At 61.5% G+C, this 19,608-nt stretch carries 13 protein-coding genes; 4 read left to right on the top strand and 9 right to left on the bottom strand.

Annotated elements, in window-relative coordinates; all coding sequences use genetic code 11:
- Nucleotides 1-3: 3 nt before the first annotated feature.
- From GE253_RS05320 to GE253_RS05305, 4 genes are all read right to left on the bottom strand, one after another.
- A complete protein-coding gene (locus GE253_RS05320; protein ID WP_153203104.1) occupies nt 4-2,787 on the bottom strand; it encodes a glycosyltransferase in 2,784 nt (927 codons plus the stop codon).
- Nucleotides 2,788-2,825: 38 nt separating this feature from the next.
- Nucleotides 2,826-3,614 (bottom strand): hypothetical protein, encoded by a 789-nt coding sequence (locus GE253_RS05315; RefSeq protein WP_211101352.1) that lies wholly within the window; start codon nt 3,612-3,614, stop codon nt 2,826-2,828.
- 190 nt (nt 3,615-3,804) lie between these two features.
- Complete coding sequence (locus GE253_RS05310; RefSeq protein WP_153203102.1) at nt 3,805-4,794, bottom strand: hypothetical protein; 990 nt, start codon at nt 4,792-4,794, stop codon at nt 3,805-3,807.
- A gap of 293 nt (nt 4,795-5,087) precedes the next feature.
- Entirely contained in the window at nt 5,088-6,833 is a 1,746-nt protein-coding gene (locus GE253_RS05305) for a class I SAM-dependent methyltransferase (RefSeq protein ID WP_153203101.1), read from the bottom strand.
- A gap of 153 nt (nt 6,834-6,986) precedes the next feature.
- Between GE253_RS05305 and GE253_RS05300 the strand changes: the two genes are divergently transcribed.
- The gene (locus GE253_RS05300) at nt 6,987-8,219 is read left to right on the top strand and encodes a glycosyltransferase (protein WP_153203100.1); all 1,233 of its coding nucleotides are present in this window, start codon (nt 6,987-6,989) and stop codon (nt 8,217-8,219) included.
- A gap of 78 nt (nt 8,220-8,297) precedes the next feature.
- Nucleotides 8,298-9,953: a tetratricopeptide repeat protein gene (locus tag GE253_RS05295; protein ID WP_153203099.1), complete on the top strand. Its 1,656-nt coding sequence runs from the start codon at nt 8,298-8,300 to the stop codon at nt 9,951-9,953.
- A 119-nt stretch (nt 9,954-10,072) separates the two neighbouring features.
- On the opposite strand, the gene GE253_RS05290 is transcribed toward GE253_RS05295, so the two are convergent.
- From GE253_RS05290 to cysD, 4 genes are all read right to left on the bottom strand, one after another.
- Complete coding sequence (locus tag GE253_RS05290) at nt 10,073-11,443, bottom strand: HlyD family type I secretion periplasmic adaptor subunit (protein ID WP_153203098.1); 1,371 nt, start codon at nt 11,441-11,443, stop codon at nt 10,073-10,075.
- On the bottom strand, nt 11,412-13,655 hold the full coding sequence (locus GE253_RS05285; RefSeq protein ID WP_247878487.1) for a peptidase domain-containing ABC transporter: 2,244 nt from the start codon (nt 13,653-13,655) through the stop codon (nt 11,412-11,414). Before GE253_RS05285 ends, GE253_RS05290 begins: the two co-directional genes overlap by 32 nt.
- A 109-nt stretch (nt 13,656-13,764) precedes the next feature.
- Entirely contained in the window at nt 13,765-15,633 is a 1,869-nt protein-coding gene (gene cysN, locus GE253_RS05280) for a sulfate adenylyltransferase subunit CysN (protein WP_153203096.1), read from the bottom strand.
- Nucleotides 15,633-16,553 (bottom strand): sulfate adenylyltransferase subunit CysD, encoded by a 921-nt coding sequence (cysD, locus tag GE253_RS05275; protein ID WP_211101351.1) that lies wholly within the window; start codon nt 16,551-16,553, stop codon nt 15,633-15,635. Before cysD ends, cysN begins: the two co-directional genes overlap by 1 nt.
- A 183-nt stretch (nt 16,554-16,736) precedes the next feature.
- Between cysD and GE253_RS05270 the strand changes: the two genes are divergently transcribed.
- Nucleotides 16,737-17,591 carry an ABC transporter permease gene (locus GE253_RS05270; RefSeq protein WP_153203095.1) on the top strand — a complete coding sequence of 285 codons (855 nt, stop codon included), beginning with the start codon at nt 16,737-16,739 and terminating at the stop codon, nt 17,589-17,591.
- 7 nt (nt 17,592-17,598) lie between these two features.
- Nucleotides 17,599-18,366, top strand: coding sequence for an ATP-binding cassette domain-containing protein (locus GE253_RS05265; RefSeq protein WP_153203094.1), 768 nt, complete (start codon nt 17,599-17,601; stop codon nt 18,364-18,366).
- A gap of 538 nt (nt 18,367-18,904) precedes the next feature.
- Here GE253_RS05265 and GE253_RS05260 read toward each other — a convergent pair.
- A complete protein-coding gene (locus tag GE253_RS05260; protein WP_153203093.1) occupies nt 18,905-19,462 on the bottom strand; it encodes a helix-turn-helix transcriptional regulator in 558 nt (185 codons plus the stop codon).
- Nucleotides 19,463-19,608 lie beyond the last annotated feature (146 nt).

The raw sequence follows: 19,608 nt of genomic DNA, 5'->3' as shown, positions 1-19,608 counted from the left end.
CGGTCAACAGGGCGCGGATAAGGCCAGCAAGGCATCATTGATGGCAGCAGCCGGCAGCCCTGGTGGCAGCAGCAAGCCCCGTCCATGGGCGCGCAGACGTTCCGCTTGGGCACCGATGTTAAAGACAGCCGTGGGCAAGCCCGCCGCCAGCACATGGCTCAGCGCATAGCACCATGTCTCTGGCCAGACGGAGGGTACAAAAGCACCATGGGGGCGGATATCGGCCAGCAGACTGCCAAATTCCGTGTCTTCATAGCGACCGATCACCATGGCCCCCCCCGTACTGACCAGCAAATCATCATCGAGCGTGTAACCAAGGACGATGAAACGCAGCGGCAACTGACGGGCAACAGCGTCGCGCGCGCAATCCAGCAGGATATGAAAGCCTTTCGGGGGACCGATGGCCCCCGGCACCACGATGCGTAAAACCTCCCCAGGCTGACGCGGCGGCACGGCGCTGGTCGGGGATGGTGGCAGTCCCTGCGGTGGCATCAGATGCAACCGGGCCGCAGGTGCATAGCGCCGCAACCGTTGCGCCGCCTCCTGTGTCGCACAATCAAGGCGCTGCGCCTTTTCCAGTACAGCGCGGGTCAGCATTCGCCAATCAGCGACCCCCAGGCCGGTCTGCAACAGATCGCCATGTGTCGCCACACAGGACTCACAGGCCGCGACATCCGGTTCCCCGCAATAGCGGTCGGTGCCATCGGTCAGGGTGATGCGCGGACAAATCCAGCTATAATCATGCAGATGCATCCGGTAGGTGAAGCGGTTTGCCAGACCGGCCAGCGTATCGGGCGTCAGATGGAACGGATGGTGCAGCTCCATCTCCATCACCCCAAGCCGAGCCAGATCGGACCAGAGCAAATCCAGCTCTGTCGCCGGGTCATAGCACAGATTGCCCAGGTCCGGCCGGTCGGTCAGCTCCAGGTTCAGGCGGTGGGGCTTGCCCTCCCGCTTTTCCGGTCGCAGCAGCACCGCATCCCGCCCACCCCCGGGACGGCGAGCCAGCCCTTCCTGGACGAAACGCTCGGTCCCGCCGCCCAGCCTGGCGCAGACGATCATCAAGGGGCGTTGCCCACCATCCCTGAAAAGGCGGGCACGATCCAGCGCCCGGCGATAAACCGCCAACGGATCCGTGTCGATGAAAGCATGAACAGACGGCTCATAGCCGGGATAGAGCCGTGCCAGCCGCCGCAGCGCCCGATCCACCCGGCCCTGCTTGGACGGACCAAAAGAGCCGCCGCCAACATGGCCGACATAGGCATCCAGCGCCATCACATGCCGCCAGCCCAACTGGCCGGCCCGCAGGCAGAAATCGTTCTCTTCCCCATAGCCGGTACCAAACGTGACGGCATCGAACCAGCCGGTCTGCGCCAGACAATCACGGCGGATATACATGCAGAAGCCGACAGCCGTGGGGATATCGATGGCCTGACCATCCAGCACCGTCCCAACCAGGGCGTTCAAGGCCGGAACATCCACCTCGGCCAGCGCCGTCTCCTCATTGGCGCGCGGGTAGGAACAGATGGTGGCATCGTTGGACCAGGGGGTCACCGTGCCAATATCGGCCGCCCGGCCGGCCGCATCATGCAACCGCTTCAGCCAGCCCGTAGCCACGGCCGTATCGGCGTTCAACAGCACCACATCCCGGGCCCCGGCGGAGATGGCCATGCCGATATTGACACTGCGGACAAACCCCAGATTGGTCGGATTGCGCCGCAGCAGAATGTGCCCCGCCGCCGCCAGCCGGTCCAGCAAAGGGGCAATCGCCGGCTCCGGCCCCCGGTCATCAATGGCGATCACCCGCATGGGCAGGCCCGGATCGCAATTCAGCAACCGGTCAAAACAAACCCGTGTGGCGTCGATATCGCCATAAACCGGAACAATCACATCCACCACCGGTTCCGGCCCTGACAAACGGCGGATGGGCTGGGGCAGGTCCAGCGGCTCCCCGGTCAGGGCGAACAGCAAGCGGGGATTATTTATACCGGCAAGGGACAGTTCCTGTGGCGTCTGCTGCGGCAGATCTTCCAGGTCACTGCCGGGTGGTGGCGTAACGCTCAATTGCGCCCGAACCTGATCACCGTCCAAGAGAATGATCGCCACCGGACGGTCAGGACAGGCCAGATCCATGGCCCGGACAAGCAGTTCCCCTCCCGTCGCCTGCGCCACGACAGCCGTCAGGCGGGGGGGCTGCAACCATGCGCCCCGGACAGCAGAGGCCAGAACGGGGCATCCATCCAGATAAACTTCCGGATCGACAGCGCCGCGTAGCGCATCGGGCAATGGCAACTCAATAAAGCTGGCGTCGGCAGCGGGCGGCACCTGTCGCTGCACCAACACATGACCTGCCCATTCCAGGGCCACATGGCCCCCGCCCGGCGGGACGGCACATTGCACCGCACGATTCGCAATGAAAGCAACAGCCCGGCCCGTGCCCTGGGCGTGAAGGCGCAGGAACTCCACCGCCTCCGCATCCGTTTCGGCGTGCCAGGCCAGGGCCTCCAGCACCGTCTCTGTCCATCCGCCGATCCGGGCCAGGGCCTTGGCTGCCAGGACATGTCGGGGGGCCAGCACCAACGCGCGTCGCAACAGATCAGCACCACCACCCCGATCCTGCAACCACAGGCGCGCAACTGCCGCCATCAGAAGATCATCGGCATGGGGTGGATCGAATCGGGATAGACGCTGAGCCAGCAGCGCCAATTGTGCGGTCTCTCCGGCAGAGAGCGCTGCCAGAATGTGCGACCGGGCCATCTCACGCGATGACGCAACCGGTGTGGACACTCCCCCCACACCGGTTGCGGAAGACAGATCGCCTCGGCTCATCGCGGAACGACGGCCACCCGCAAGGCGATCAGCGGATCCTGTGGTTGCGGGGAACGGCACGGCTCTCCATCCGCCGCTTCAATCTCCCCATGGCGCAGGAAGCGCGCGGCATAGATCACCCGGTGGCTGTTTGCCAGCGGCGGCATCAGACGGAAAGCAACACCCGAGAGCGGCCGTCCCCCACCCAGCCCCAGGCTGCCCGGCGCCGGGGTCCAATTGGCGTCGGTCGCGGTGGAGCCTGGAACCCGATACTGCAGCAACTGTCCCACGGCGGGGCTGGTTTCAACCCGGATTCCCTCAATCCAGAAGGGTGCATCCTCCGCGGCTGCCCATTCGCCGGCGGCAAAGGCCTGTTCACCGACCTGCTGGATGGTGGCAAACAGGCGCAAACCGACCGGCGGAGCCTGTGCGGCCGGCGACAGCGGCCGTATCTCCAGATCGACGCAGGATTGAATATCCTGGCCAAATATATAGTTGGTGATCAAGAGCGGCGCGGGGCCCGGAGGGACCGAGATCACCACCTCATCGGCCGCAGCAACCCAGGCCACCGACTCCAAAGCGCCCTTCTGCAGGAAGCGGATCGGCGAGGTGCCCGGCTGCGGAACGGAGCTGAGCTGTGCGGCCGGGAATGCCACCCCATTGATGACACGGGGGCGCTGCGCCGATGGCCGTACCGCCGCGATATAGGTTCCCTCTGGGAGAACAATGACTTGAGCCGAACTGCGCAGGCGGTCCGCTGTGGGTTCCGGTTCCGCCGTTGCCAACATACCAGTCGTGGTCGTCATCGCCATCACTTATCAAAGGTGCCGTGTGATGGTGAAGATATCCGATATTTACGCGCAAAAATGAACAAAATAACTTAACGACAATGGAAAGAGGCAGAACCAGTTCTGATACTAAAAATCATTCAAGAATCGAGAAAAAGAAATGGCGAGCCAAAGCCCGCCATTTCCCAAACGTCTATGCTAATCAGGCTTACTTGGAAGTAAACCAGTTAACATTGATACCGGTCTGACCCACCACGGTGATGGTGGAACCATCGGGCAAGGTCAGGACGGTGTTGCCACCGCTGACCTGCGCGTTGGAGATCAGCGAAGCCAGATTCAGGCTGCTGCTGCCATAGTTGGTGGTCGCGAAGCCAAGCGTATCAGCAGTCGGGTTGAAGCCCGAAATGGTGTCGTTGCCAGCGCCCGGGCTGAAAATGAACACATCCTTACCTGCACCGGCCACCAGCGAGTCGTTGCCAGATTCACCGATGATGAAGGCGCCGCCACCGCCAGCCACAATGGTGTCGTTGCCAGCGCCGCCGCCCAGCGTATTCACGCCAGTCTCACCACCGGTGATGCTGTCATCACCACCGCCACCATTGATGATGGCGGTACCATTGGTGGAGACGAAGTCGGAACCAGAGCCGCCGATGACGCTGTCGCTACCAGAACCCGCGACCACGGTGTTGCTGCCCGAGGTATCGCTCAGCACCACGAATTCGTTGTTACCGCTGCCGACAACCGTCTTGCCCGCGCTGCTGGAGCCGAAAATCACCGCAGCAACGTTGTTATTGCCCGTACCTTCAACGACAATGCTGTTCACCTGACCGGCGACGGATACGTTGGTCAGAACGCCAGTTGAGCCGCTTGTACCCGTATTCACCACCGCCACGGCAGGCGTATTGCTGCCAGTCGGAGTGGTAATGACGGCCGTACGCACGCTGTTGGTGCTCAGGTTGCCCATGGTGACCGTGGTGGTCAGCGGGGCAGTCACAACCGGCGTACCGCCACCCAGCGTGGTGTTGTTAACAGTCGCGCCAGTATTAACCTGCTGAGTCAGGAGATTAGAAACAGTGGTGAGCTGCGCGGTCGTCAGACCGGAGCCGCTCGTCGTAGTACCGCCAGGCAGAGTTGCCATCTTTTTACCCCCAAAATCGATTAAGTGAGGAGCGCGGCCCACCAGGAGGGTGTTAACCAACTCGCCCCGCCAATCCTACTACCGCAGCGAAAATAACAGCGGAACCCCTCACATGCAATCGAATATTGCAGTGCGCTATAGCACCCAACCCCGCAGCGGAATGGAAGAACGGGAAAGGAACGCCGATGTACCCTTTTCCAAAAAATACTTTCAAAAACAAACACCTGACCATCACCTCTCGATGAGGGGCTTCGGTCCGTATTCATCTGGCGCCGCCCCCCTGCGGAAGGGTCAGCGCCGATTCACCTGTCCTCATCTTTAGGATATACTCCTGTTGGAATGAGGACAGAATCTTAACGCAGGTCGGCACCGGCCAGGATGCCCAAGGCCGTTTCGACGCAGGAATCAGCTGCCAGCTCTGCTTGATCCCATGCATCGAACAGAGCGTCCGCATCGTGGAAGGCCCCCAGCAGGACCAGTCGAATCAGGGTCAGCTTGCGCGCATGGCGCAGGGACGTCGGTGCCTGGTCGGCATCGGGCAGGGTCCAGATAGCCCGGAATGCCTCCATCGTCGCAGCGGAGTCGGGCGCTTCGGATATTCTGTCCCAAGCTTCGATTCTTACTGCGGCCGGACGCTGCCCCAGAATAGCCGCGAGCAGGTCCAATTCGTCACCCTGCACATCCACCCTGGCTGTGCGCCAAAGGGAATCGGGATGATCCATCGCCCGCAGGTCACGGCGCAACCCCCGACGCATATGTCGGCGATCAGAAACGGGGATCATCAAGCCCCGCTCCGGTGTGCCCTGCGTCACCGCGGACAGCAAGGGGGCAGAATCAGCCCCGGCACAGACCAGGGCAAGAAGGTGCAGATGGACGGCGGCGCTGGTCAGCACTTCGGTTTCGCCATCCTCCATCCCCACATTCTGCAGAACGCGGCGCATATGTGCCCCCGCCAGGGCCGCAACCGCCGTATAAAGCGCCGCCGCCCCCGGATCCCCCTCGCTGTTATTGGCAAGAATCGCCCGGTAATAGAGCAGACCGGTCAGATTGCCGGGATATCGGGCCAGCCATTGCTGCACATCGTCGGACGGCACTGGCGGGCGCAGCGCGGTGGGGTCGGTAATGTCGATACCGAACCGGGTGGCGACATCCTCTGCCAGGGACGCGAACAGCGCCAGCGCATCGGCCGCCTGCCCCGCATTGACCATCTCCTTGTAAAGCCGGTAACGCAAACCGGACAGCAGGGCCGGCGCCAGGCCAGGGGTGGCAATGCGGCGATGGAGATAATCCCGGTAAAGCGCATCACTCAGCGGCCGGGGTGCCGGCAGATTGCCGTCACTGGCAAAGGCGTGCAGGGTGGCTCCCCGCTCCTCCACCCGGACCTGCTGGAATCCGGCAGCGCGCAGGGCCTGCTCCAGCCCTTGTGCACTGAAAAGGGTCAGGTGCTGACCGGGGCTAGCGATGGGGGCCAGCAGTGCCGGGCTGGTACTGGGATGAAGGGCGGCCCCGTTGGGAGTCGTCAGCACCACCACCCCTGCCGTGCCGACGGCACGGCGGATGGACACCAGAAAACCAGCCGGCTCCGGGATATGCTCCACTACCTCCGACGCGTAGGCGACGTCGTAAGGTTCGGCCAGAGGCGTATCGTCTGTCCAGTAATCCAGCACGATGTCGAGGCCGAGATAGTCGCGGCCCAGGGCGGCAAGCCCCGACGGGTCATAACCTCTTGCCTTCCAGCCCAGCGCCACTTGCACAAAGTCGCTGGTAAAGCCGAAGCCGCCGCCGATTTCCAGCATCCGGCGCCCCGGCGAGACATCTGCCCAGCCCAGCGGTTCCAGCATCGGGCGCAGGCCGGCCCCCTGCTCCACATAGAATTCGAGCAGGGCCCCGCCGGGCAAGGCACCGGGCGTGTAATCCGCCCCTTCCCGATCGGTGGAGAAACGCGAAGCACAGGACGGGCATTGGACAATGGTCCAGTCGGCCTGCTTGGGTCCGCTATGGGGGATCACCACAATGGGGCGATGGGGGCCGGGATCGGCACAGACAGGGCAGATGGCAGAAAGCGGTGCACTATCGTCGGACTGCCAAACGAATTCCACATCAACCCCCGTTATCTCTTAACGCCATGCCGCCATCCGGGCGCCCCGGCGAGATGACCATATGGGTACCTGCCCGATCGAAACAAACCCAAATATCTTGCGGATTAATCCCCAGCCGATACACCTTGGCCTTTCGCCCAACCGGAGTGCGGTATGTACAATATATTATTCCTGCACAAGTTATTTCCGGCCCAGTTCATGCATCACGCCAGGAAACTGGCCACGATTCCAGGCGTGCATGTCAGAGCGTTGGCCAGCGATTTCCAGGCCCAGCTGGCGGGGGTAGAACAGCATAGCTATCATTTCGTCAACCGGGGTGGCGGCGGCAGCCATCCCTATCTGTTAGAGCCCAACCGGTCCATCTGGCGGGGTCAGGCGGTGCTGGCCCATTGCGTGGAGCTGGCCCAAGGCGGCTATCGACCAGACCTGATCATTGGCCATAATGGCTGGGGCGAGATCCTGTTCCTGAAGGATTTATGGCCGCAGGCAGGCCTGATTGGCTATTTTGAGTTCTATTATCGCGGTCAGGGGGCCGATATCGGATTTGATCCGGAGGAACGCTGCTCTCTGGATGATCAGGCCCGCGTGCGCGCCATGAATGCGATCAATCTGCTCGGGCTGGAAGCCGTCGATCTGGGGGTCAGTCCGACAGCCTGGCAGAAACAACTCTATCCGCTGGAATATCAAAACAAGCTGGTACAGATCCATGACGGCATTGATACGGAGCGGGCCTGCCCTGGCCCCGCCCGCCCGCTGGTTCTGTCCGACGGGCGTCGCCTGGGGCCGGACATTCCCCTCGTCACTTACGTCGCGCGCGATCTCGAGCCCTATCGCGGCTTCCGCCCCGCCATGCGGGCGGCGGTGGAAATATTACGCCGGCGTCCGGATGCCCATATGGTGTTTGTCGGCGGAGATGGCATCTCTTATGGCAATCCGCCACCCGATGGAGGTACCTGGCGCAACCATATGCTGGCGGAACTGGAAGGCCAGCTGCCGATGGACCGGGTCCATTTCCCCGGCAAACTGGTGCATCAGGAGTTCATCAATCTGATGCGGCTGTCACGCGCCCATCTCTATCTCACCTATCCGTTCGTGCTCAGCTGGTCGATGCTGGAGGCGATGGCGGCCGGTGTCAGCCTTGTCGCCTCCGCCACCCCACCGGTACAGGAGGTGGTGGAAGATGGGCATAGCGGCCTGCTGGTGCCTTTCGCCGATCCGCTGGCCATCGCAGAGGGCGTGCTGGCGGCACTGGCAATGCCTGACACACAGCGCCTTGCCATGCGACGTGCCGCCCGGCAGACCGTGGTGGAGCGCTATGATCTGCATTGGGTCGCCCTGCCGGCTTGGCTGCGGCTGCTGCGCGACCGTTTTCAAGCCCCGGTATGACCGGGGGGATGCTTGCCCCTTTCGCCGCCGGCCCGGCTGCGTTAGAGGTGACGCCTTAACCGACAGGATTCGAGGGACGTGATCGTGACCGAGAGCAGGTTAACCTCGCTGATAAAAAGCGTGGCCAAGGGTTTACGCGGCACGTCCTATGAGCGCGGAGTACGCCTTGCAGCCAAGGGCAAGCTGGCCGATGCCGCCGCCGCCTGGCAGGAAGGGGCAAAGCAGAACGACCCGCAATGCCAGATGGCCCTGGCCGAGGCTTTGGAGTCCGGGCGGGGGGTGTTGCCCAATCCACGCAGTGCCTTCCGCTGGTATCAGGCTGCGGCAGAAAATGGGGTGGCCCGCGCACAGGCCTTTCTCGCCAGCCATTATGCCAATGGTATTGGCGATGCCTCAGCAAAGCGCCAGCCTGACGTTTTTGTGCTGGAGAAAAACGACGCACAGGCACGGCGCTGGGCATCCCTGGCGGCTGAGCAGGGGATGGTCGAAGCACAGGTGCTGCTGGGCTGGCTCTACGCCCGGGATGGCGGGCCGGAGGCGCCGCTGGATATCACCCAATCTATCATGTGGTATCAACGCACCATCGACCAGGGCAGCATCAAGGGCATGGTGGGCTTGGCCAACCTGATTGCTGCCGGCAGCGTGACCGGCCAGGGCCCGGCAGAGGCATTCACCCTTTACGAGCAGGCCGCCCGACTGGGGGATCCCACCGCGCAATATTATACCGGCCTTTATCTGCTGGAGGGCATCGGCACGGCGGCGGATCAGCCGGCGGCGCTGGAATGGTTGCTCAAGGCGGCAGAAGCCGGCATTGTCGCCGCCTGCCGCACCTTGGGCATTATCCATCGCCGTGGGCGCGGCGCACCGATCAATTTCACCATTGCCGAAACCTGGCTGCGGCGCGGGGCGGTTAAAGGTGATTCAGAATGCATGGCACTGCTGGCGGACATGCATATGGGCCGGCAGGCCGCGGTGCCCAATCCGGGGGAGGCCATCGTCTGGTACACCGCTGCCAGCGAGCTGGGACATGCCGGGGCCCTGGCTGCCCTGGGCCTGGCCCACCAGACGGGCAAATTTGTCCCGCTGGACCCGCTGCGGGCCATTCATTTCCTGGAAAAGGCCACCCAGGCCGGCCATGTCGAAGCCGCCTTCCATCTTGGCATCAGCCACCTGGAAGGGCGCGGTATTCCGGTAGATTATGGCAAGGCAGCCCAACTGCTGGCGAAGGCAGCGGAACAGGGGCATCCCAATGCCACTTATAACCTGGGCGTGCTGTATTTCCATGGACATGGCGTCGCCAGGGATCAGGAAAAGGCCATGGGCTATTATGCCCGTTCCGCCGAACTCGGCAGCCCCTCCGGCCAGTTCCGGTTGGCCCATGCGCTGGCAACCGGCCAGGAACTGCTGCCCGCCGACCCGGAAAAAGCGCTCTATTGGTTCACCCTGGCCGCTGAACAGGGGCACGTACCCGCACAGGTCAATCTTGTCCGCATGTTGACCAGCCGGCAGGCACCGCTGGAGGAGCTGGAGCGCTGGCGCACCCGCCTGCAGGAAGCCGCCAGCCATGGCATGGCCATCGCCATGACCGTTCTGGCGGAAATGAAATGGAATATTGACCGCGACGCCCCCGCCGCGATTGAAATGGCCCGCGCTGCCATTGATCTGGGCGATCCGCAGGCAGAACAACTGGTGGCATATTTTGAAGCGCGCAGTTTCAGCGGCATCGTACGCTGAAACTGCGCGTTTTCAGGACGCAATGGGGGATATATCTCCCCCTCCCCTCCGTCTCACCAGGGGACAGGGGTCATGTCCCCTGGTGGCGCGGGCCTAAGAGCATGATGGTTCCTGCTCTGTCAGGACGGCTCCCGCAGCCCCTCGGACATGTTCTTCACCACATTGCCCAGCAGATACTGCATGATCGTGCGATCGCCGACCACAATGTCAGCCTGAAGCGGCATACCCGGTAACAGGACGACATCCGCCGGAACATTGCGCAGCTTCATTTGCGTGATCTCAATCCGCGACTTGTAGAAGCGCATTCCGCTGGGCGTACCATCATCCAGACGATTGAAACTGTCGGCGCTGATGGAGCGGACGCGCCCGGCGACGGTGCCATATTCTGTAAACCGATAGGCGTCCAGCTTGATCACCGTTTCATCACCCGGCTTCACGAACCCCTGGTCCGCACCGGCAATATCAGCCTCCACTTCCAACTGAGCATTGGCTGGCACCAGGGAAACAATGACCTCCCCAGAAGGAACAACAGCCCCGTTGCCGATATCGGCCACCTTGACGACGGTGGCGTCGCTGACCGCGCGCAGCTCAATCAGGTTGCGGCGATACTCCGCCTTCGACAGGTCATCTGCGACCTGCTGAAGCTCCGTGCGACGGGTCACCAGTTCCTGTGCAACCTTGGAACTCCACTCCTGAAGATAGGCATCCCGCTCAGCCACCACCGATTGCAGCTCATGTTTCGCTGTAATGACCTGCTGTTCACTATTCGACAGGTTACGGGCGATTTCAGCCTTGTTATCCTGCGCCACCAGCACGTTCAGACGACTGCCCACTTCCTTACGCGCCAGCTCGGAGCGCATCTTCTCAATCTCGCTGTTAACAGCCAGACGAGACCGGTAATATTCGGCATCTCGCGTACTGCTCTGGATCGTCCCCTGGGTGGACTTGAGCTTCTGGTCATAGACAGCCAAACGCGATTCGCGCTCCGCCTGACGGGAACGCCAGATATCAAGCTGGGTCATCCAAGACGTGCTGGTCTTGTCCTGCGGCACAAAAGGCGTGTCGGCCTGCTCGGCTTCCAGCCGCGCCACCTGTGCCTGCAGAGTCTCTGCACGGGACTGCAACTGTGACACATCCGCCCCGGTCAGGGTCGGATCCAAGGTCACCAGCACATCCCCCTTCTTCACCAACTGGCCTGGGCGGACCAGAACCTCCCGGATCACCGACGATTCCAGCGGCTGAATCGTGATCGTCGGTGTACGCGAAATAATACGCCCTCGGGAGGACACAACGATATCCAGCGTCAAGATATTGGCGAGGATAATCGCCAACAGAACCATTCCCGCCAGGATATGGACAGTCAGCCGCACGCGATTTGGATAAGGAGCACCAATGATCTCCGCTATTTCAGACTGGAAATCATTGATGGCCTGATCGGCACTGGCGGCAGCCCGGCTGTCAGGACGCAGGACCAGCGATCGACCGCTCATTGCTCGCTCCTGTCGGGGATTGGTGACGGTTCTGCTGGAACCAGAGGTGACGGTAGATGCTGCATCGCTCCAGCAATTCCTCATGCGTGCCGATATCGTAGACCCGGCCCCGCTCCATCACGATGATCTGATCACATTCGACCAGCGACGCCAGCCGGTGAGAGATGATCAGCATGGTCCGGCCAGCGGCAATATGGCGCAAATTATTGTTAACGATCGCTTCACTGTCCGGGTCCAGCGCGCTGGTCGCCTCATCCAGGATCAGGATGGTGGGGTCAACCAGCAGCGCACGGGCGATGGCCAGACGCTGGCGCTGGCCACCGGACAGGTTGGATGCCCCCTCGGAGAGGAAGGTGTCATAGCCAGCGGGCTGTCGTTCAATGAACTCCTCCGCCCCGGCCAGACGGGCCGCCTCAATCACCTCGTCAAAGGTGGCATCGGGCTTGGCCGCAGCGATATTCTGACGGATGGTACCGCTGAACAGGAAATTATCCTGCAGCACAACCCCGAGATTGGCGCGCAGATGGTGGATATCCATCTGCTTCAGATCATTGCCTTCCAGTTTGATCAGCCCATCATAGTCCTGATGCAGCGCCTGCAACAGGCGGGTGATGGTCGTCTTGCCGGAACCTGAGCGGCCCATGATGCCCACGACACTGCCGGGGGCGATCTCGAAACTCACCCTGTCCAGGGCATAGGTGCTGGCACCCGGATAGCGGAAGCGAACCTCGTCAAACACAACGCCACCCTGGAAACGCGGGCGCAGCCCATGGGTGGAGCGGGTATCCTCCGCCGGAATATTGACCAGGGAGGCCACCAGATTCATGGCACCCCGCATTTCCTGCACCTGCTGGAGCAGGCCGGCAATCTGAACGATCGGCTGGATGGCACGGCCGGCCAGCATGACAAAGGCGATCAGCCCACCCATCAGTACCGCGGCGCCGTCCGATGTCAGGGCCAGATAACAGCCCAGCAGCAGACTGCCAGCATAGATCAGCTTTTCCAGGGGTTGCAGAATGGTCTGCGGCTGATTGCTGATGAACCCCATATCCCGGTGCGCTCGCACCGCTTCCGATGAGTAGCGGTCCCATTCCTGCCGCTTGCCACCTTCCAGCGCCAGAGACTTGATGGTGCGCATCCCGTGAATGGTTTCAACCAGGAACGAGCCGCGGCTCTGTTCCGCCCGCACCACCCTGCCATAGGCACGCCCAACGATAGGCATGTAGAAAAGGACAATGAGGAACATCAGGACGGCGATGCCCAGCACAAAAAACGTCAACGAAACGTCCAGATAGAACATTGCCGGCAAAAGGACCAACAAGGTCAAACTATCCAAACAGACCGAAAAGAGCTGACCGGTCATGAAGGTGCGGATTCGGGAAATTTCATGGACCTTATGGGAAATTGCACCCGTAGGCTGACTCTCGAATACGTCAATCGGCAACCCAATCAGTTTTTCAAACACATAGGTGCTGATACGCGCATCAATACGCGCCGCCCCCTCCGCCACCAGCCAACGCCGCAGATAGCCGAATATCGTGTCGAAAACGACGATAAAGAATACACCAACCGTCAGAACAAACAGGGTCGACATCCGCTGGTGGACCAGCACGCGGTCAATCACAACGAAGTAAAGCAGTGGCGGGACCAGCGCAAAAATGGAGAGGATCAGCGCCGAGATGCCCACATCGCGGAAGATCCGCTTTTCAGCCATCACCTGACGCAGCAGCCAGCCCGCATTGAAGGTTTCATTCAGGCTGTCGGTCGCGCCCCGTGGCTTGAAGAGAATCACCTCTCCATCCCAGATTTCGGCCATGCCGATCGCATCAAAGGGGGCGGGTGTTGCGCCATCGCCGGGATGGCGAAGCACCACCAGCGGCGGCGAGGTGCCGGGATTGACGGAAATGACCACGCGCGCCGTTCCATCGCGCAGGCGGATCAATGCTGGCACCGCCCGACCGAGCCGCAACAGCTGGTCAAACCGCATCCGCGCCACCCGCGCCTTCAGCCCATGTTGTTCAGCCGCAGCAACAACGATGGACGGACGAACCTCTTCAGGACCAGACGCGTAGGCGCGTAACAATTGTTCACGGGAAAGATGTAGCCCATGATGGCGCGCAATGAAGCGCAAAGCCTCCAGCATCGTGTGCGAAACGGCTGGGTCGGCTGGGGAAATCCCCTCGCTATCAGGGGCTCGCTCCGCCTGAGACATGTCTGTCCTTCGCATACGCCAATCATTCTCCCCGCCATGCATTTCGGCAGAGAGCGCGTATGACTACCTCAAAGTTGCGGGATGGATCAAACCAATTCGCTGCGACGCGTCATTCCACCAATCCCCGCCCTCGCAGCCAATCCACCACGCGCAGCGCCTGTTCGGCGGGGGTACCATCGCCAAAACGCAGGTGCAGGTCGGGATTATCCGGCGCTTCATAAGGACTGTCGACACCCGTAAAATGGGCAATCTCCCCCGCCCGTGCGCGGCGGTAATGGCCTTTGACGTCGCGCCGTTCGCACTCAACCAAAGGGGTATCCACAAATATCTCCACCATCTCGCCGGCCGGAAGGATGGCGCGAGCCCGTTCCCGGTCTTCCCGGAAGGGGGAGATCAGGCTGACCAGCACGATCAACCCGGCATCCGTCATCAGCCGCGCCACCTCCGCCACCCGGCGGATATTCTCCGCCCGGTGGGCATCACCGAATCCAAGGTCGCGGCAGAGGCCGTTGCGCAGATTGTCGCCGTCCAGCACCATGGTCTGGCAGCCGCGCCGGTGCAGTTCCTGTTCCACCAGATCCGCAATGGTGGATTTGCCCGCCCCGGACAGGCCGGTAAACCACAGCACACAGGGCCGATGCGGCCGGCTGGCCACCCGCGCGGCCTTGTCCACCTTCATATTCTGCCAGGGCACATCGCCTGACCGGCGCAGGGGCGCATCAACCATGCCCGCCGCGACGGTGGCATTGCTGATCCGATCAATGAGAATGAAACCACCCAGGGCGCGCGACTGGCGATAGGGCAACAGGCCGATGGGGCGATCCAGCGTCAGATGGCAATAGCCGACATCGTTCAGCCCCAGCTGGCCACCCAACTGGGGCTGCCAGTCATCCACATTCAATCGATGGACCAGTTCCGTCACCTGGGCCCCGACCGAGGCCGCACCCAGACGCAGCAGATAGGAGCGGTGCGGCACCAATGGCCGGTCCTGCATCCAGATCAGGTGGGCGGAAATCTGATCGGCCACCGGCGGCGGGGCGGCGGCGGCGGCGATCAGGTCACCCCGGCTGACATCCACCTCGTCGGCCAGCACCAGGGTCACCGCCTGGCCGGCCCGGGCACTGGGAAGATCGCCATCCATGCTGACGATGCGGGCCACCCGGCTCTGCCGGCGGGAGGGCAGCACCATCACCGGATCGCCGGGCAGCACGCGCCCCGCCGCGATGGTGCCGGCAAAGCCCCGGAAATCCTGATGTGGACGGTTGACCCATTGCACCGGCAGGCGCAACGGCCCGTCCTGGTCACCCGTTGTGGCCGGGCAGCTTTCCAGCAGGTCCAGCAGGGTCGGCCCGCCATACCATCCCAGCGCCGCCGATCGGCGGGTGACATTGTCGCCGCTTCGGGCCGACAACGGCACGGCACTGATGGATTGGAAATCAAGGGCGGCGGCAAAGGCGCGGAAATCCGCCTCAATCACCTGGAAGGCCAGCTGATTCCAGCCAATGGCATCCATCTTGTTAACCGCCAGTACAATCCGGCGGATCCCCATCAGGGCGGCAATGCCGGCATGGCGCCGCGTCTGCGGCAGCAAACCTTTACGCGCATCCACCAGCAACACGGCCAGATCCGCCGTAGAGGCGGCGGTGGCCATATTGCGGGTATATTGTTCATGCCCCGGCGTGTCGGCGATAATGAACTTGCGCCGGACCGTGCTGAAATAGCGGTAGGCGACGTCAATGGTGATGCCCTGCTCCCGCTCTGCCGCCAGCCCATCCACCAGCAGGGCAAAATCCAGCGTGCCTTCCCCGGTGGTGCCATGGGCAGCACTGTCCCGGCGCAGCTGTTCCAGCTGATCCGCCGGCACCGCACCGCAATCATGCAGCAACCGGCCGATCAGGGTTGACTTGCCATCATCGACCGACCCGCAGGTGATGAAACGCAGGGGAAGGCCGGCGCGTTCTTCCAACATCGCATCCATCAGAAGTAGCCTTCCTGCTTCTTGCGCTCCATGGAGGCGGCACCATCGGCATCGATGATCCGGCCCTGGCGCTCCGACTGGCTGCTGTCGGCCAGTTCGTCGATGATGGCATCCAGACTGTCCGCCCGGCTTTCCACTGCACCGGTCAGCGGGTAACAGCCCAGCGTGCGAAACCGCACCCAGCGCATTTCCGGCTGCTCCCCCGGTGCCAAGGGCATCCGCGCATCATCCACCATGATCAACGCGCCATCACGCTCCACCACCGGGCGGAGTTTGGCGAAATAGAGCGGGACGATGGGGATATTCTCCCGCTTGATATAAGCCCAGACATCCCGTTCGGTCCAATTGGACAGGGGGAAGACGCGGATGCTCTCCCCCTTGGCGATGCGGCCATTATACAGGTTCCACAATTCAGGCCGTTGATTCTTGGGGTCCCAGCCATGGGCCTGATTGCGGAAGGAGAAGATGCGTTCCTTGGCGCGCGACCGTTCCTCGTCCCGGCGCGCGCCACCGAAGGCAGCATCAAAACCGTAACGGTTCAAGGCCTGCTTCAGGGCCTGGGTCTTCATCACATCCGTATGCACGGCCGAGCCATGGGTGAAGGGCCCCACCCCCTGGGCCACCCCATCCGGATTGATATGGACCAGCAGGTCCAGCCCCAACTCCCGGACACGCGTATCGCGGAACGCGATCATCTCCCGGAATTTCCAGGTCGTATCCACATGCAGCAGCGGAAAGGGCAGCTTGGCCGGATAAAACGCCTTCAAGGCCAGATGCAGCATGACCGCACTGTCCTTGCCGATGGAATAGAGCATCACCGGGGCCTGGAACTGCGCCGCGACCTCCCGCATTATGTGGATGCTCTCGGCTTCCAGCCAGTCCAGATGGCTGAAACCGGTCATGGGAGAATGTGGGGACATGGCACGCATGACCTGATATGGACACCCATCCGGTGGGATCAGTGGTGAACTTGCCCTGATATGGTCGAAATTTCTACATGTTAGTTGTATTGAGACACAGCACAGCACCTGAGTGATGTTTGCAGGTTATGGCCAAACAAGGGACTAGCACCCGGTGCCAGGAAAGTGGGAGTAGAAGTAACAATGTCGCAGCAACAACCGTCATCGGCTGTCGGTGGCTGGTATAGGGGCTTTTCGTCCGATGGACGGGCCACACTGGCGGCGGCCTTCGCCGATATGGCGGTGGGACTGGCCTCCTGGCGGATCTGGTTCACCCTGGCCTGGACCGATATCCGGCAGAAATATCGTGGCTCCATCCTGGGGCCGCTGTGGGTGACGCTCAGCATGGCGGCCTTCACCGCCGGCATCGCCATTGTCTATGCGGCCATCTTCAAGATTGATGTGCCAGCATATCTGCCCCATGTCGCCATCGGCATGGTGACATGGACCCTGATCACCGGCCTGATCAGTGAGAGCTGTACGGCCCTGGTGGGGGCGGAGGGCTATCTGAAGCAGGTGCGGCTGCCGCTGACGGTGTTCGTCAACCGGGTCATCGCCCGTAATGCCTTAATATTGCTGCATCATGTACTGATTGTGGTGGGCGTCAGCCTGCTCTATGAGACGGGCGTGACCCTGGCAGGCGTCGGGCTGGCCATTGCCGCCGTGCTGTTGCTGCTGGTCTGCGGCTATGGCTGGGGCCTGATGCTGGCCTGTGTCTGTATGCGGTTCCGCGATGTGGCGCAGATCGTCCAGACCATCCTGACCGGTGCCTTCTTCATCACCCCGGTGCTGTGGAAGGGCAATTTCCTGGACCCCAGCCATCCGGCCCTGCGCTTCAACCCGTTTCATTATCTGGTGGAGATCGTGCGCCAGCCGCTGACCACCGGTACGGTGGACGCCATGCACTGGATTGTTGTCGGCTGGATCGCCATTGCCGGTCTGGTGCTGGGCCTGCTGGTCTTCCGCGTTTCCCGCCCCCGCGTCACTTTCTGGATCTGAAGCGATCATGTCCGTTCACATCACCTTAGAGGACGTTTCCGTCCGCTTTCAGATCTTCGGCCTGCACGGGCGGTCATTGAAGAAGACGGCGCTCAGCCTCACCACCGGCGGGCGCATCGGTTCCGGCGCGTCGGGCCGGGTGCATATCGACGCGCTGCGCAATGTCAATCTCGACCTGCGGGAAGGTGATCGGGTGGGGCTGATCGGCCATAATGGGGCCGGGAAAAGCACCATCCTGCGCACCATGGCCGGCATCTATGAGCCGACGGGCGGGCGCATCCGGGTCAGCGGCCGCGTCTCCCCTATGTTCGATCTGATGCTGGGCATCGATCATGATGCGACGGGGAACGAAAATTTGCGCCTGCGCGGCCTGCTACTGGGCATGACGGCGGCGGAGATCGAGGAATATGCCGCCGAGATCGGGGAGTTTTCCGGCCTGGGCGAATATCTGGAGCTGCCGGTAAAGACCTATTCCTCGGGCATGTTGCTGCGGCTGATGTTTTCCGTCGCCACCGCCGTGTCGCCGGAAATCCTGCTGCTGGATGAATGGATCACCGCCGGCGACGCCAATTTCATGGAACGGGCGGAGGTGCGGGTCAACAAGCTGATCGACCGGTCCAGCCTGATGGTGATCGCCAGCCACAGCCGCGACCTGATCCAGCGGCTGTGCAACAAGGTGGCCGTGTTGGAACATGGCCAGGTGGTGGATTATGGCCCCATCAGCCCGGCGATGCTGGACCGGGCCATGGCGGCTGAAGGGAGACATAGGGGATGATCGAAGTGGGATTGGGTGAGACGGCGCGGGATGTGGCGGGATGAAAGCGAGGGATTTGGCGGGGTTGCAAGGCATCGGGGCTGCTTAAACCGTGTCAGGGGCGGGCGCGCTTTGGGTTTGATCGAAACCGGGTAAAGCGCGCCGAAGGACAAAGGGTTTGATTTTTCCCCCTGGTTTTGAACGGTTACCGGTTGAGCGTTCGAATTATCGTTTGAAGGCGGCAACGTCTCTTTACTGGATGTTAATACGTTTAAGATAATTGCGCGATAAGCCCAAGTGCCGATGGCAAGACAAGTTTCCGCGCCATAGTATTGCAATGTCATTGGCGTGCCTCAACATGCCTCCACCAGCCGCAAAGCGGCGTCGGGGAAGCAACCTTATATCGGTTGACTTGCGAGGATAGGCGTCCTCGTGTCGCGCCGTCCAAAGGCGCGGCCCCCGGCATTGGAGCGCCGCAGGCTTGACACACCTATCCTAAAGAATATGGCAAGTCAACCAACAGGTTGCGACATGCGTAAGTATGCAACCCAATAAGGTTCTATGATGCGAGTAGATTTTTATTAGATTTTTTATCTTCCATTGCTCTTTTATTTATTAAGCGCTTTCTTTCAATGTCAGCATCGCGCTTAATTTCCTCAGGCGTCGCCTTTAGGTATTGATTGTAAAGCTGCGCCACTAATTGAGCGTGCTGTTCCCTGTCTGCGTGCACGCGAAGTTCCGTCAAGGCATTGTCCGCCGCTTGGGTACAGATCGCCAGAAGCCGAGGATCAATCTCTGTCGGCTTGGCTTCCAACGGTACAGGTTCCGACGATCCGGCTTGTGCTGTATCCCCTTTGTGAGGTTGCATCTCACCTTCCCCAGTGGCTAGCCACTGAAGAGACACACCGACCCCGGCTGCCAACCGTATAACCACATCAAAGGGCGGAGTGCTTGCCCCGCGCTCATAGCGGGTCAACTGATCAGGGGAGACGCCCGCAATTTTGGCCGCTGCATTTTTGCTGTCATAGAGACGCAATGCCGCTGATATGCGTCGTCCGACTTCCAGGTCTTTACCCGGACGCTCACGTCCGGCCACATTTGTGCTGTCCGACTTCATATAACCCCCTGATGGATAACGCAAATCTGCTCAAATTTGCATAAATGCGGCATTATTTTTGCCGGACACCAAGTTTCTGCTTGATCGATGCTGCAAATCTGCGGCATTCTCCCTCCTAACGTAGTTCCAATCGTAGTTTCATTCGT

This window comes from Niveispirillum sp. SYP-B3756, from assembly GCF_009495745.1.
Classification (GTDB): Bacteria; Pseudomonadota; Alphaproteobacteria; order Azospirillales; family Azospirillaceae; genus Niveispirillum.
Note: the sequence above shows the minus strand (reverse complement) of the source record. Positions and strands in the feature narration are given on the sequence as shown.

Bases quoted from the DNA above. Each gene is read 5' to 3' on its own strand.
- GE253_RS05315 (WP_211101352.1), bottom strand. From the start codon at position 3,614: ATGACGACCACGACTGGTATGTTGGCAACGGCGGAACCGGAACCCACA.
- GE253_RS05300 (WP_153203100.1), top strand. From the start codon at position 6,987: ATGTACAATATATTATTCCTGCACAAGTTATTTCCGGCCCAGTTCATG.
- GE253_RS05290 (WP_153203098.1), bottom strand. From the start codon at position 11,443: ATGAGCGGTCGATCGCTGGTCCTGCGTCCTGACAGCCGGGCTGCCGCC.
- GE253_RS05285 (WP_247878487.1), bottom strand. From the start codon at position 13,655: ATGTCTCAGGCGGAGCGAGCCCCTGATAGCGAGGGGATTTCCCCAGCC.
- cysN (WP_153203096.1), bottom strand. From the start codon at position 15,633: ATGGATGCGATGTTGGAAGAACGCGCCGGCCTTCCCCTGCGTTTCATC.
- cysD (WP_211101351.1), bottom strand. From the start codon at position 16,553: ATGTCCCCACATTCTCCCATGACCGGTTTCAGCCATCTGGACTGGCTG.
- GE253_RS05270 (WP_153203095.1), top strand. From the start codon at position 16,737: ATGTCGCAGCAACAACCGTCATCGGCTGTCGGTGGCTGGTATAGGGGC.
- GE253_RS05265 (WP_153203094.1), top strand. From the start codon at position 17,599: ATGTCCGTTCACATCACCTTAGAGGACGTTTCCGTCCGCTTTCAGATC.
- GE253_RS05260 (WP_153203093.1), bottom strand. From the start codon at position 19,462: ATGAAGTCGGACAGCACAAATGTGGCCGGACGTGAGCGTCCGGGTAAA.